We start from the raw sequence: 14,065 nt of genomic DNA on the forward strand, positions 1-14,065 counted from the left end.
ACTGATTATCGCATCACCCTGTGCGTACTTTGGCATGGATTGCCGCACTGCTTTATCTGACTGGGCGTCTACCCGACGAATGTGTATTTGATAGAGATAAGTCAGGAGGATAGTTTGAATATGAAACGAAACTGGGCGGGGGTGATCAGCTGTTTTTTGCTGTTCACGGTCGTGTGCATGTCGCTCGCATTTAATGTAAAGGGCGCGTTCAGGGCGTCCGGGCATCCTGAGCTGGGGTTGCTCTTCTTCACGTTGCCTGGGGCTGCCGCCAGTTTTCTCTCCCGTCAAGGGGAGGTGGTGAAACCGCTGCTGGGCGCCATGCTCGCTGCACCGCTGTGTCTGCTGATGATGCGCCTGATGTATATTTCAACGCGGAGTTTCTGGCAGGAGCTGGCGTGGTTGCTGAGCGGCGTATTCTGGTGCGCGCTTGGCGCGCTGTGCTATCTGTTTGTGCGCAGCCTGGTTCAGCACCGACGGCACCGCAAATAAAAACGCCCTCAGGGTGAGGGCGTCTCTTCATTACTGCTCGGCAAACAGGCCCAGATGCTCTTTAGCGTAGGCCTCAAAGTCGGTGCAACCGCCAATGTGTTTCTGATCGAGGAAGATCTGCGGCACGGTTTCAACCGGCTTACCGACGGTTTTTTCCAGGTCGGCTTTGGTGATGCCTTCCGCGTGGATGTCCACATAGCGGAAGTTGAAGTCATCGCGCTCTTCGGTCAGTTTCTCAGCCAGCTCTTTCGCGCGCACACAGTAAGGGCACCCTGGACGACCAAAAATTACTGCAAACATTTCTCTCTCCTCAAAAAACAAGCCTGACGGCGAATGACACGTATAGTGCCCCATAACCCGCCGTCATTAAAGAAGGTTTCGCCTGTCGTTATAATACCTATGAGCTATGTTTCGCCAATTACACCGCGCACATCATTGCCTATACTGGCTGCCATACGTATTAAGCAAGACTAAAGAGAGACAAGATGACGCCAACCATAGACCTGCTCCAGTCCCACCGCTCCATTCGCCACTTTACCGATGAGCCGATTACCGAGGCGCAGCGTAATGCGATTATCGACAGCGCAAGAGCCACCTCCAGCTCCAGCTTTTTGCAGTGCAGCTCGATTATCCGTATTACTGATAAGGCCATGCGTGAACAGCTGGTGACGCTCACCGGCGGGCAGAAGCATGTGGCTCAGGCAGCCGAGTTCTGGGTGTTCTGCGCCGACTTTAACCGCCACCTGCAGATCTGCCCTGAGGCCGAGCTGGGGCTGGCCGAACAGCTGCTGCTGGGCGTGGTGGATACCGCGCTGATGGCGCAAAACGCCTTTACGGCCGCGGAATCGCTGGGGTTAGGCGGTGTCTATATCGGCGGGCTGCGTAACAACATTCAAAGCGTGACCGACCTGCTGAAGCTGCCAAAACACGTGCTGCCGCTGTTTGGCCTGTGCCTCGGCTGGCCGGCGGACAACCCGGATCTCAAGCCGCGCATTCCTGCCGCGATGCTGGTGCATGAAAACCATTACCAGCCGGTCGATCAGGATGTCCTGAATCAATACGATGAAGAGCTGGCGAACTACTACATGACGCGAGGCAGCAATAACCGTCGCGACACCTGGACGGACCATATTCGCCGCACCATCATCAAAGAAAACCGCCCGTTTATTCTTGAGTATCTGCACAAGCAGGGCTGGGCAACGCGATAGTCCATTCCTCCTGCGCCTGCCTGCGTATATGATATGCAGGCTTTTTCCATGTCTTCAGAGAGGTGCAGGGTGAAAATTGCCATATTGTCCCGGGACGGAACGCTCTATTCATGTAAGCGCCTGCGAGAAGCGGCGGCGAAACGCGGGCATCAGGTTGAGATCCTCGACCCGATGTCCTGCTATATGAATATCGACCCCGCCGCCTCGTCGATTCACTACAAAGGCCGCAAGCTGCCGCACTTTGACGCGGTCATCCCCCGCATCGGCTCCCAGATTACCTACTACGGCACCGCCGCGCTGCGCCAGTTCGAGATGCTGGGCAGCTATCCGCTCAACGAATCCGTCGCCATTTCCCGCGCCCGCGACAAGCTGCGCTCCCTGCAGCTTCTCGCCCGACAGGGGATCGATCTTCCGGTCACGGGCATTGCTCATTCACCGGACGACACCAGCGATCTGATCGATATGGTGGGCGGCGCGCCTTTAGTGATCAAGCTGGTGGAAGGCACGCAGGGCATTGGCGTGGTGTTAGCGGAAACGCGTCAGGCGGCGGAGAGCGTGATCGACGCCTTTCGCGGGCTGAATGCGCACATTCTGGTGCAGGAGTACATTGAAGAGGCGAAAGGGCGCGACATTCGCTGTTTCGTGGTGGGGAACGAGGTCGTGGCGGCCATCGAGCGCCAGGCCAAAGAGGGCGACTTCCGCTCTAACCTTCACCGCGGCGGCGTTGCGCGGGTAGCCGATATTAGCGAACGCGAACGGGAAATAGCCGTGAAAGCGGCGCAAACCCTGGGGCTGGACGTAGCGGGCGTGGACCTTCTTCGGGCGACGCGCGGGCCGCTGGTGATGGAGGTGAACGCCTCCCCGGGGCTGGAAGGTGTGGAAAAAACCACAGGGGTCGATATTGCAGGTAAAATGATCTCATGGATCGAGCGTCATGCCACGCCGGGTTACTGTCTGAAAACGGGCGGTTAAATGGATTACCGGGCGCTTTTTGAGTACCCTATGCGAAGTTTTTACTAAAGAGGCTGCACAGCGATGGATTTACAGGTCGTACCTACACTGGATACGTTACGTCAATGGCTTGATGATGCCGGGATCACCTTCTTCGAATGTGATTCCTGCCAGGCGCTGCATCTGCCTCATATGCAGAATTTCGACGGCATTTTCGATGCCAAAATCGATCTGATTAACGACGTGATCCTTTTTTCCGCGCTGGCCGAAGTGAAGCCTTCTGCGCTGCTGGCGCTGGCCTCCGATCTCTCGGCTATCAACGCCAGTTCTTTGACGGTGAAAGCATTTCTCGATATACAGGACGATAATCTGCCTAAACTGGTCGTTTGCCAGTCTTTATTCTCCGGGGCAGGGCTGTCGTTCAAGCAGTTCGCCTGGTTTATGCGCCTGAGCGAAGAGCAAATTTCCATGGTTATGATGGAAGCCAATGCACATCATCTGCTGTATAGCGCGGAAGACGATGCTGAGAATAATGATGCATCTCCCAATTTTCTTCACTAAGCCTGTCTGACTTTTGCGCAGTCGCTGCCATAGCGGCTGCAGAAGGCCATTTTTTCTGCTGCCTTTAACCTTTCTTTAAAGAATTTTTCACCTCCCTCAAGGCCATTTCGGCTTATCACGTAGACTTAACCTGCATAAAAAATTGATAAAAGGCGTTTTTTCGTCTGGGCTATAGCCGGAGACACGGGCTACAGTTATTCTTGCGATGCTTAAAAAAGCGAGCGGATCCTGCCGGGTAAAGAGGTTTCTTTTTATTTTGAGCAGAGCGACAAACTATGCATGATTTTTGCATATATCCAGATTGCACAGTTTAGTTCGTTTGTTAACGAGCTTTCAGAAGGAATAACACTATGATCGCCTTGAATAAAAAATGGTTATCGGGTCTGGTTGCGGGTGCTCTGATGGCCGTCTCTGCCGGCACGCTCGCTGCGGAACAAAAAACGCTGCACGTATACAACTGGTCTGACTATATTGCGCCGGACACGGTCGCTAATTTTGAAAAAGAGACCGGCATTAAAGTGGTCTATGACGTTTTCGATTCCAACGAAGTGCTGGAAGGAAAGCTGATGGCAGGCAGCACCGGTTTTGACCTGGTCGTACCTTCCGCAAGCTTCCTGGAGCGTCAGCTGACGGCGGGCGTCTTCCAGCCGCTGGACAAGAGCAAGTTATCGAACTGGAAAAACCTCGATCCGGAAGTGCTGAAGCTGGTGGCGAAGCACGACCCGGACAACAAATACGCCATGCCTTACCTGTGGGCGACCACCGGTATCGGCTACAACGTGGATAAAGTCAAAGCCGCGCTGGGCCCGGACGTTAAGCTGGACAGCTGGGACGTGGTGCTGAAGCCGGAAAACCTTGAGAAGCTGAAAAGCTGCGGCGTCTCCTTCCTCGATGCGCCGGAAGAGATTTTCGCCACCGTGCTGAACTACCTGGGCAAAGACCCGAACAGCAATAAAGCCGATGATTACACCGGCCCGGCGACCGATCTGCTGCTGAAGCTGCGTCCAAACATTCGCTATTTCCACTCGTCACAGTACATCAACGACCTGGCGAACGGCGACATCTGCGTGGCGATCGGCTGGGCAGGGGACGTGTGGCAGGCGGCGAACCGCGCGAAAGAGGCGAAAAACGGCGTGAATGTGTCCTACTTCATTCCGAAAGAGGGGGCGCTGGCCTTCTTTGACGTCTTCGCCATGCCGGCTGACGCGAAAAACAAAGACGAAGCCTACCAGTTCCTTAACTACCTGATGCGTCCTGAGGTGATTGCCCACATCAGCGACCACGTTTACTACGCCAACGGTAACAAGGCCTCCGTGCCGCTGGTGAGTGAAGCGATCCGCAGTAACCCGGCAATCTATCCGCCAGCGGACGTGTTCGCCAAGCTGTTCACCCTGAAGGTTCAGGATCCAAAAATTGACCGCGTGCGTACCCGCGCGTGGACCAAGGTGAAAAGCGGTAAATAACGGCGTTTGGTAATGTTGCCCGGTGGCGCTATCGCTTACCGGGCCTACACAACCCGTAGGCCGGGCAAGCGTTCGCGCCGCCCGGCGATGCGCACCCAGACGGTGCGTTTGCACCAGTATTGATCTATGCCGGAGAGCACCCCGTGAATGACGCGATCCCCCGCCCGCAGGCGAAAGTCCGTAAAGCGCTGACCCCGCTTCTTGAAATTCGTAACCTCACCAAATCTTTCGATGGCCAGCATGCCGTGGACGACGTCAGCCTGACTATCTATAAAGGCGAAATATTCGCGCTACTGGGCGCATCGGGCTGCGGTAAATCGACCCTGCTGCGTATGCTGGCCGGTTTTGAACAGCCTACCGCCGGGCAAATTATGCTCGATGGCGTGGATCTCTCCAGCGTGCCGCCGTATCAGCGCCCGATTAATATGATGTTCCAGTCCTACGCGCTGTTTCCGCACATGACGGTGGAGCAAAACATCGCCTTTGGCCTGAAGCAGGACAAGCTGCCGAAAGCCGAAATCACCGCGCGCGTGGCCGAAATGCTGAGCCTGGTGCATATGCAGGAGTTCGCGAAGCGTAAGCCGCACCAGCTTTCCGGCGGTCAGCGTCAGCGCGTGGCGCTGGCGAGAAGCCTGGCGAAACGCCCGAAACTGCTGCTGCTCGACGAGCCGATGGGCGCGCTGGATAAAAAGCTGCGCGACCGTATGCAGCTCGAAGTGGTCGATATCCTCGAGCGCGTGGGGGTGACCTGCGTGATGGTCACCCATGACCAGGAAGAGGCCATGACCATGGCCGGGCGTATCGCGATCATGAACCGCGGGAAGTTCGTGCAGATTGGCGAGCCGGAAGAGATTTACGAGCATCCGACCACCCGCTACAGCGCGGAGTTCATCGGCTCGGTTAACGTCTTCGAAGGGCTGCTGAAGGATCGTCAGGATGACGGCCTGGTCATCGAATCGCCGGGGCTGCAGCATCCGCTTAAGGTCGATCCGGATAGCTCCGTGGTGGATAACGTGCCGGTTTACGTCGCGCTGCGTCCGGAGAAGATCATGCTCTGTGACGATCCGCCTGCCGATGGCTATAACTTTGCCGTCGGGGAAGTGGTGCACATTGCCTATCTGGGCGATCTCTCCATTTACCACGTGCGCCTGAAAAGCGGACAGATGCTCAGCGCGCAGCTACAGAACGAACATCGCTACCGCAAGGGGCAGCCGACCTGGGGCGACGAAGTGCGCCTGTGCTGGGACGCGGACAGCTGCGTCGTGCTGACGGTATAAGGAGCGATCATGAGCACACTTGAACCTCCAGCCCGCGTCAAAAAACCGGGCGGCTTTGCCCACTGGCTGACGCGCCTTAAGATGAACCACGGGCGCAAGCTGGTAATCGCCATGCCTTACGTGTGGCTGATCCTGCTGTTCCTGCTGCCGTTCCTGATCGTCTTTAAGATCAGCCTGGCGGAGATGGCGCGGGCGATCCCGCCATATACCGATCTGTGGGAGTGGGCCGACGGGCAACTGACGCTGACGCTGAATCTGGGCAACTTCCTCCAGCTCACCGAGGATCCGCTCTATTTCGAAGCCTATCTGCAGTCTCTGCAGGTGGCGGCGATCTCGACGCTCTGCTGTCTGGTGATGGGCTACCCGCTGGCGTGGGCCGTGGCGCACAGCAAGCCCTCAACGCGCAACATCCTGCTGCTGCTGGTGATCCTGCCGTCGTGGACCTCGTTTCTGATACGCGTTTACGCGTGGATGGGGATCCTGAAAAACAACGGGGTGCTGAATAATTTTCTGATGTGGCTTGGGGTCATCGATCAGCCGCTGACCATCCTGCACACCAACCTTGCGGTCTATATCGGCATTGTGTATGCCTATCTGCCGTTTATGGTGCTGCCGATTTACACCGCCCTGACGCGGATTGACTACTCGCTGGTGGAAGCCTCGCTCGATCTCGGCGCGCGTCCGCTGAAGACCTTCTTCAGCGTGATTGTCCCGCTGACCAAAGGCGGAATCATTGCCGGGTCGATGCTGGTGTTTATTCCGGCGGTCGGGGAGTTTGTGATCCCGGAACTGCTCGGCGGGCCGGACAGCATCATGATTGGCCGCGTGCTGTGGCAGGAGTTCTTCAATAACCGCGACTGGCCGGTGGCGTCGGCGGTGGCGATTATCATGCTCCTGCTGCTGATCGTCCCGATCATGTGGTTCCATAAGCATCAGCAGAAACAGATGGGAGATCGCGGATGAACAACTTACCGGTAGTACGCTCCCCGTGGCGCATTCTGATCCTCGTTATCGGCTTCACCTTCCTGTATGCGCCGATGCTGATGCTGGTGATCTACTCGTTCAACAGTTCCAAACTGGTGACGGTCTGGGCGGGCTGGTCGACGCGCTGGTACAGCGAGCTGTTCCACGACGACGCAATGATGAGCGCGGTGGGGCTGAGCCTGACCATTGCCGCGCTGGCGGCCACGATGGCCTGCGTTCTGGGCACCATCGCCGCGCTGGTGATGGTGCGCTTCGGGCGTTTTCGCGGCTCAAACGGTTTCGCCTTTATGATCACTGCCCCGCTGGTGATGCCGGACGTCATTACCGGCCTGTCGCTGCTGCTGCTGTTCGTGGCCCTGGCGCACGCCATCGGCTGGCCGGCGGATCGCGGCATGCTCACCATCTGGCTGGCGCACGTCACCTTCTGTACCGCGTATGTGGCGGTGGTGATCTCCTCGCGCCTGCGCGAGCTGGACCGCTCCATTGAAGAGGCGGCGATGGATCTCGGCGCCACGCCGCTAAAGGTCTTTTTCATCATTACCCTGCCGATGATTATGCCGGCGGTGATCTCCGGCTGGCTGCTGGCGTTCACGCTCTCCCTCGACGATCTGGTTATCGCCAGCTTTGTTTCGGGGCCGGGCGCGACGACGCTGCCGATGCTGGTCTTCTCCAGCGTGCGCATGGGGGTGAACCCGGAGATCAATGCTCTGGCCTCTATCATTCTCGGCGTGGTCGGAATTGTCGGATTTATCGCCTGGTATTTGATGGCGCGCGCGGAAAAACAGCGCGTGCGCGATATCCAGCGTGCAAGACGCGGCTGAAGGATTTAAAATTTCCGGTGATGTGCCGCGCATGACGCGGCACTGTTTTTCAGGGAAGTAAAACATTGGGATTAGTAAAAAAATCACGTATTACGCACGCCCGTCCTAACGTTCCTGCGCTGGTTCAGGTGGCGGCGCTCGCCATTATTATGATCCGCTGCCTGGACGTTCTGATGATTTTGAATACGCTGGGCGTGCGCGGCATCGGGGAATTCATTCACCGCAGCGTGCAAACGTGGAATCTGACGCTGGTCTTTTTAAGCAGCCTGGTGCTGGTGTTTATCGAGATCTACTGCGCGTTTTCGCTGGTCAAAGGGCGAAACTGGGCGCGCTGGGTCTATCTGCTCACGCAGGTGACCGCCGCCAGCTATCTGTGGGCCGCCTCGCTGGGCTATGGCTATCCTGAGCTGTTCAGCATTCCGGGTGAGTCGCGACGTGAGATTTTCCATGCGCTGGTCATGCAAAAACTGCCGGATATGCTGGTGCTCTGCCTGCTTTTCGTTCCGGCGTCCAGTCGGCGGTTCTTCCGCCTGCAATAATGTGTATAATCGCAGCCCTCGTTTTCCTTAAGGTTTTCATATGCAGTGCGCACTCTATGACGCCGGACGCTGCCGCTCCTGTCAGTGGATAGAACAGCCGGTTTCTCAACAACTCACCGCCAAAATGACCGACCTGCAACAGCTGCTGGCAGCACGCGCGGTGGGCGAGTGGTGCGCACCCGTCAGCGGCCCGGAGCAGGGCTTTCGCAACAAAGCCAAAATGGTGGTCAGCGGCAGCGTTGAAAAACCGCTGCTGGGGATGCTGCACCGCGACGGCACGCCGGAAGACTTAACCGACTGCCCGCTCTATCCCGCCTCGTTTGAGCCGGTCTTTGCCGCACTGAAACCGTTTATCGCTCGCGCGGGGTTAACGCCTTACAACGTTGCCCGCAGGCGCGGTGAGCTAAAGTACCTTCTCCTGACGGAAAGCCAGATCGATGGCGGTATGATGCTGCGCTTCGTGCTGCGCTCGGAAGCCAAGCTGGCGCAGCTGCGCGCGGCGCTGCCGTGGCTGCAGGAACAGCTTCCTCAGTTAAAGGTGATTACCGCAAACATTCAGCCGGTGCATATGGCGATCATGGAAGGGGAGAAAGAGGTTTTCTTCACCGACCAGCACGCGCTGGCGGAGAGCTTCAACGGCGTACCGCTATGGATCCGCCCGCAAAGCTTCTTCCAGACCAACCCGACCGTGGCAAGCAGCCTGTACGCCACCGCCCGCGACTGGGTGCGCGCGTTAAACATCCATCATATGTGGGACCTGTTCTGCGGCGTGGGCGGTTTTGGCCTGCACTGCGCCACGCCTGAGATGCAGCTCACCGGCATTGAGATCTCCGCCGAAGCGATTGCCTGCGCAAAGCAGTCCGCTGCCGAGTTGGGGTTAACCAATCTGCACTTTCAGGCGCTGGACTCCACGCAGTTCGCGACCGGTCAGGGCAACGTGCCGGAGCTGGTGCTGGTTAATCCGCCGCGTCGTGGGATTGGCAAATCCCTCTGCGACTACCTGAGCCAGATGGCGCCGGAATACATCGTCTATTCAAGCTGTAACGCACAGACCATGGCGAAAGACATCGCTCAACTGCCGGGCTATCGCATTGAACGCGTACAGCTTTTCGATATGTTCCCGCATACCGCGCATTATGAAGTCCTGACGTTGCTCGTGAAATCTTAAACAAAATGTGAACTCTGCCCGCCCATAAAATCAGGTAAGCTTACGTCATAAGAGATGAATAAAGGCTTACCCATGAAGCAGATCCTGCTGGTGGAAGACGACCACGATATCGCGGCGCTTCTGCGGCTCAACTTAGAAGACGAAGGCTACGCCATCACCCACGAGCCCGACGGGGGCAACGCCCTGCAGCGCCTTGAAAAACAGCCGTGGGATGCGGTGATCCTCGACCTGATGCTGCCCAACGTTGACGGCCTGGAGATCTGCCGCCGCATCCGTCAGATGACCCGCTATCTGCCGGTGATCATCATCAGCGCCCGCAGCAGCGAAACCGACCGCATCACCGGGCTGGAAACCGGCGCCGATGATTATCTGGCAAAACCCTTTTCAGTGCAGGAACTGATTGCCCGCATCAAAGCGCTGTTCCGCCGCCAGCAGGCGATGGGGCAGGCGCAGGCTGACGGGCAAATTCAGGCCCACGGCCTGACGATCGATCCCCTGGCGCGCAGCGTGCTGCTTCACGGCCAGGTGGTGGATCTCACCCCGCGCGAATTCGAACTGCTGTACTTCTTCGCCCGCCATCCCGGCGAGGTGTTTTCCCGTCTGGCGCTGCTGGAGCAGGTGTGGGGCTATCAGCACGAAGGCTACGAGCACACCGTCAACACCCATATCAACCGCCTGCGCATCAAGATTGAGAAGGACGCCGCCGAGCCGGAGATAATTCGCACCGTCTGGGGCAAGGGTTACAAATTTGCGGAGCCAAACCATGATGCGCCGCTTTAGCCTGAGCCAGCGACTGACGCTGCTGTTTGTCCTGCTGATGATGCTCTGTGCTACCGTCGCCTGCGCGGTACAGCTCTACAGCAGTATGCAGTACGGCAACGCGATGGTGCAGCGGTTGTCGGGCGGCCTGGCGCAGCAGATCGTCCAGCGGGAACCGATTCTGGACGCGCAGGGCAGGGTTGACCGCACCGCGCTGAAGCCGCTGTTCGACCGGCTGATGACCTTCAACCCGAGCGTTGAACTGTACGTTATCTCGCCGGACGGCGATATCCTGGCCGATGCCGCACCGCCGGGCCATATTCAGCGGCAAAAAATCGACCTGGCACCGGTTCAGACCTTCCTGAGCGGTACCGCCATACCGGTACTGGGCGACGATCCGCGCAGTCAAAATAAAAAAGTGTTCAGCGCCACGCCGCTGCGGCAGGACGGCGAGCTTAAGGGCTACCTGTACATTATTTTGCAGGGCGAGGAGTCGAACGCGCTGGCGGAAATGGCCTGGCATAAGGCGCTCTGGAGCACGGTGCTCTGGTCATTGCTGTGGGTCGCGCTGTTTGGCCTGCTGGCGGGACTGCTGGTCTGGTACTGGGTGACGCGTCCGGTTAAGCGCCTGACGGAAGAGGTCACCGGCCTGGAGCAGGACAGCATTAGCGCAATCAGGCTGCTCGCAGCACAGCCGCCGGATGCCGCGGCCAATGACGAAGTGGCGCTCCTGCGCAACAGTTTCATCGAGCTGGCGCGGAAAATTACCCGCCAGTGGGACCAGCTGGCCGACAGCGATCGCCAGCGCCGGGAGTTTATCGCCAACATTTCGCACGATCTTCGCACGCCGCTGACCTCGCTGCTGGGCTATCTTGAAACCCTGTCGCTCAAATCCGCCACCCTGACGCCGCAGGAGCACCAGCAGTATCTCGCCACCGCGCTGCGTCAGGGACAAAAGGTACGACATCTTTCCCAGCAGCTTTTCGAGCTGGCGCGCCTTGAGCACGGCGGCATTAAGCCGCAGCGCGAGCGTTTCGCGATGGGAGAGCTGATTTCCGACGTGGCGCAGAAGTTTGAGCTTACCGCCCGCACGCGCGAGGTGAATCTGCGTATTGACGTGCCGGGGCCGCTGCCGCTGATAAACGCCGATGTGTCGATGATCGAACGCGTGGTGACCAACCTGCTCGATAACGCGATGCGTCATACGCCCACTGGCGGGGAAATTCGTCTGGCGGTCTGGCAGGAGAATGAACGGCTTCAGGTCGAAGTGGCAGACTCCGGAACGGGCGTGGATGCCTCGCTGCGCGACGATCTGTTCCAGCGGCCTTCGGCGCTGAATACCCAGGCATCGCGGGAGAACCGCGGCGGGTTAGGGCTGTTAATCGTTAAGCGAATGCTGGAGCTACACGGCGGCGGGATCAGGCTGATGGAGTCCGTGAGCGGGGCGCGGTTCAGGTTCTTTGTGCCGCTGTGAGAAATTGCCGGGTGGCGCTGCGCTTACCCGGCTTACAGACCACCCCCGTAGGCCAGACCACCCGGCAAAAAGAGATTACTGCGGGAACCACTGCTCGCTGATTTTCTGGTATGTGCCGTCTGCTTTAATCGCCTTCAGCGCGCCGTTCAGTTTTTCCAGCAGGGCTTTGTTATCCGGACGTACCGCGATGCCGAGGCCCGTGCCGAAGTACTGCGGATCGGTCACTTTTTCCGTTGCCGTACCCAGCTGCGGGTTGGTTTTCAGCCATTCGTTTACCACGGCGGTGTCGCCGAAGACGCCATCGATACGGCCGTTTTTCAGGTCGATAATCGCGTTCTGGTAGCTGTCATAGGCGACGGTTTTCACTTCAGGATGTTTGTCCTGCAGGTATTTCTGGTGCGTGGTGCCGTTTTCCATCCCGATGCGTTTGCCTTTCAGCTCGTCAAAGGACTTATAAGCCCCTTTCTTCGCAATTACCACCGCTGAGTTGGCGTAGTACGGGTCGGTGAACGCCACCTGCTTGCTGCGCTCCGGCGTGATGTCCATCCCGGAGATCACCGCATCGTATTTCTTGAATTTCAGCGACGGGATCAGGCTGTCGAAGGCATGGTTGGTAAAGGTGCAGTCGGCCTGCATCTGCTTGCACAGGGCTTTCGCCAGGTCGATATCGAAACCGACGATCTGATTGCTGGCGTCCAGCGATTCAAACGGCGGATAGGTGGCCGAAACGCCAAAATTGATTTTATCAGCAGCGGATGCGCCAGCGGCGAAGGTGGCGAGTAGTGCGGCCAGAACTAACTTTTTCATTGTAATGCTCCCGTCTGTCTATCTTGTCATTATGCGCCGTGTCTGCGGCATGGATGTACAATGCCAGTTAATGAATTTATATGCAATAAATATGATTAAATATTATATTGAATATAAAAAAAAGCGGATAAGCCATCGGGTTATCCGCTCTGGTAATTACGTTTTATGCACTCGCGTGATTAATTTCTGCGCTCAAACGCTAACGCTTTACGCTCAATCAGTCGCATCATCAGCGTCAGCAGACCGTTCACCACCAGATAGACCACGCCGGCCGCGCCGAACACCATCACGTCATAGGTGCGCCCGTACAGCAGCTGCCCGTGACCCATCACTTCCATCAGGGTGATGGTGTAGGCCAGCGAGGTACTTTTGAACACCAGCACCACTTCGTTAGAGTAAGAGGAGAGCGCGCGCTTGAAGGCGTACGGCAGCAGGATCGCCAGCGTGTCTTTTTTGCTCATGCCCAGCGCCCCGCAGGACTGCCATTGTCCTTCCGGGATGGCACGGATCGCCCCGTAAAACAGCTGGGTGGTATAGGCCGCGCTGTTCAGCGAAAGGGCAATCAGAGCGCAGAGCCACGGCTCAGAGAGCAGGTGCCAGATAACCGGATACGCCTGCAGCGACGGGAACTGGCCCGGACCGTAGTAAATCAGGAAGATCTGCACCAGCAGCGGCGTACCGGTAAACAGGGTGATGTAGCCGCGCACGATCCACACCAGCACCGGCGTTTTCAGCGTCAGGATGATGGTGAAGATGAGCGCCAGGATCAGCGCCACAATGATGGACGCCACGGTCAGCGTCAGGCTGGTGTGCAGCCCTTTCATCAGCTCCGGGAAATATTCAAGCATCAGCCTGGTCTCCGTTCAAAGCGCGTCGCACGCAGGTCAATACGCTTGAGGATGTACTGACTGAGCAGCGTGATTACCAGGTAGATAGCCGCCGCCACGATGTACCAGGTAAATGGCTCCTGAGTACGGGTGGCGATGCTTTTGGTTTGCAGCATCAAATCGTTCACGCTGATCAGGCTCACCAGCGCGGTATCTTTCAGCAATACCAGCCACTGGTTGCCCAGGCCCGGCAGGGCGTGGCGCCACATCTGCGGCATCACCAGACGGAAGAAGATCGCTGCTTTCGACATGCCCAGCGCCTGACCGGATTCCCACTGCCCCTGCGGTACCGCTTTCAGCGCACCGCGCAGGGTTTGCGACGCGTACGCGGAGTAGAGCAGGGAGAGGGCAATCACGCCGCAGAGGAACGGGCTGACGTCAAAGTTGTCAATCTGCATCTGCACCGGTATCTGCGCAAAGCCGAGATTGATCGTGAAGCCGTCCGACAGCGTGAGCAGCAGCTGTGAGGAGCCGAAATAGATGAACAGGACCACCAGAATTTCCGGTAGCCCACGCAGTACGGTGACCAGCGCGGAGCCCGCCCAGGCGACGGGGAACCATTTTGCTGATTCCCACACCGCAAAGAACATCGCCAGCACCAGGCCGATAATCAGTGCGCAAACGGCAAGGCCGACGGTCATCCCGGCGGCGCTTGCTAAAGGAAAAATTTCATTCAT

At 57.7% G+C, this 14,065-nt stretch carries 16 protein-coding genes; 12 read left to right on the forward strand and 4 right to left on the reverse strand.

The window, feature by feature from the left end; all coding sequences use genetic code 11:
* Window positions 1-120: 120 nt before the first annotated feature.
* Complete coding sequence (locus tag INF77_RS21265; RefSeq protein WP_080339193.1) at window positions 121-489, forward strand: inner membrane protein YbjM; 369 nt, start codon at window positions 121-123, stop codon at window positions 487-489.
* Window positions 490-519: 30 nt separating this feature from the next.
* Here INF77_RS21265 and INF77_RS21270 read toward each other — a convergent pair whose 3' ends face one another.
* The gene (locus INF77_RS21270; protein WP_028012502.1) at window positions 520-789 is read right to left on the reverse strand and encodes a GrxA family glutaredoxin; all 270 of its coding nucleotides are present in this window, start codon (window positions 787-789) and stop codon (window positions 520-522) included.
* A gap of 185 nt (window positions 790-974) precedes the next feature.
* Here INF77_RS21270 and nfsA point away from each other — a divergent pair, with 185 nt between their 5' ends.
* The 11 genes from nfsA to INF77_RS21325 all read left to right on the forward strand — a co-directional run bounded on the left by nfsA (window position 975) and on the right by INF77_RS21325 (window position 11,694).
* A complete protein-coding gene (gene nfsA, locus INF77_RS21275; RefSeq protein WP_028012503.1) occupies window positions 975-1,697 on the forward strand; it encodes a nitroreductase NfsA in 723 nt (240 codons plus the stop codon).
* Between the two features lie 69 nt (window positions 1,698-1,766).
* Entirely contained in the window at window positions 1,767-2,669 is a 903-nt protein-coding gene (rimK, locus tag INF77_RS21280; protein ID WP_028012504.1) for a 30S ribosomal protein S6--L-glutamate ligase, read from the forward strand.
* A gap of 63 nt (window positions 2,670-2,732) precedes the next feature.
* Entirely contained in the window at window positions 2,733-3,209 is a 477-nt protein-coding gene (locus INF77_RS21285; protein ID WP_003858385.1) for a YbjN domain-containing protein, read from the forward strand.
* Between the two features lie 350 nt (window positions 3,210-3,559).
* A complete protein-coding gene (potF, locus tag INF77_RS21290; protein ID WP_041910676.1) occupies window positions 3,560-4,672 on the forward strand; it encodes a spermidine/putrescine ABC transporter substrate-binding protein PotF in 1,113 nt (370 codons plus the stop codon).
* 143 nt (window positions 4,673-4,815) lie between these two features.
* The gene (gene potG, locus INF77_RS21295) at window positions 4,816-5,949 is read left to right on the forward strand and encodes a putrescine ABC transporter ATP-binding subunit PotG (protein ID WP_049136642.1); all 1,134 of its coding nucleotides are present in this window, start codon (window positions 4,816-4,818) and stop codon (window positions 5,947-5,949) included.
* 9 nt (window positions 5,950-5,958) lie between these two features.
* Entirely contained in the window at window positions 5,959-6,912 is a 954-nt protein-coding gene (gene potH / locus INF77_RS21300; RefSeq protein WP_041910674.1) for a putrescine ABC transporter permease PotH, read from the forward strand.
* A complete protein-coding gene (gene potI, locus INF77_RS21305) occupies window positions 6,909-7,754 on the forward strand; it encodes a putrescine ABC transporter permease PotI (RefSeq protein ID WP_028012508.1) in 846 nt (281 codons plus the stop codon). The genes potH and potI overlap by 4 nt, the downstream gene beginning before the upstream one ends.
* 65 nt (window positions 7,755-7,819) lie before the next feature.
* Window positions 7,820-8,293: a YbjO family protein gene (locus tag INF77_RS21310; protein ID WP_028012509.1), complete on the forward strand. Its 474-nt coding sequence runs from the start codon at window positions 7,820-7,822 to the stop codon at window positions 8,291-8,293.
* 40 nt (window positions 8,294-8,333) lie between these two features.
* The gene (gene rlmC, locus INF77_RS21315) at window positions 8,334-9,461 is read left to right on the forward strand and encodes a 23S rRNA (uracil(747)-C(5))-methyltransferase RlmC (RefSeq protein WP_193531990.1); all 1,128 of its coding nucleotides are present in this window, start codon (window positions 8,334-8,336) and stop codon (window positions 9,459-9,461) included.
* A 72-nt stretch (window positions 9,462-9,533) separates the two neighbouring features.
* Entirely contained in the window at window positions 9,534-10,241 is a 708-nt protein-coding gene (locus INF77_RS21320) for a response regulator transcription factor (RefSeq protein ID WP_041912037.1), read from the forward strand.
* Window positions 10,225-11,694, forward strand: a complete 1,470-nt coding sequence (locus INF77_RS21325; RefSeq protein ID WP_193531989.1) for an ATP-binding protein — start codon at window positions 10,225-10,227, stop codon at window positions 11,692-11,694. The genes INF77_RS21320 and INF77_RS21325 overlap by 17 nt, the downstream gene beginning before the upstream one ends.
* A 75-nt stretch (window positions 11,695-11,769) precedes the next feature.
* Here INF77_RS21325 and artJ read toward each other — a convergent pair whose 3' ends face one another.
* The 3 genes from artJ to artQ form a co-directional block, all read right to left on the reverse strand.
* The gene (gene artJ / locus INF77_RS21330) at window positions 11,770-12,501 is read right to left on the reverse strand and encodes an arginine ABC transporter substrate-binding protein ArtJ (RefSeq protein WP_015571008.1); all 732 of its coding nucleotides are present in this window, start codon (window positions 12,499-12,501) and stop codon (window positions 11,770-11,772) included.
* Between the two features lie 179 nt (window positions 12,502-12,680).
* Entirely contained in the window at window positions 12,681-13,349 is a 669-nt protein-coding gene (artM, locus tag INF77_RS21335; protein WP_028012513.1) for an arginine ABC transporter permease ArtM, read from the reverse strand.
* Window positions 13,349-14,065 (reverse strand): arginine ABC transporter permease ArtQ, encoded by a 717-nt coding sequence (gene artQ, locus INF77_RS21340; protein ID WP_028012514.1) that lies wholly within the window; start codon window positions 14,063-14,065, stop codon window positions 13,349-13,351. Before artQ ends, artM begins: the two co-directional genes overlap by 1 nt.

Source organism: Enterobacter cloacae complex sp. P1B (genome assembly GCF_014982345.1).
GTDB lineage: Bacteria > Pseudomonadota > Gammaproteobacteria > Enterobacterales > Enterobacteriaceae > Enterobacter > Enterobacter bugandensis.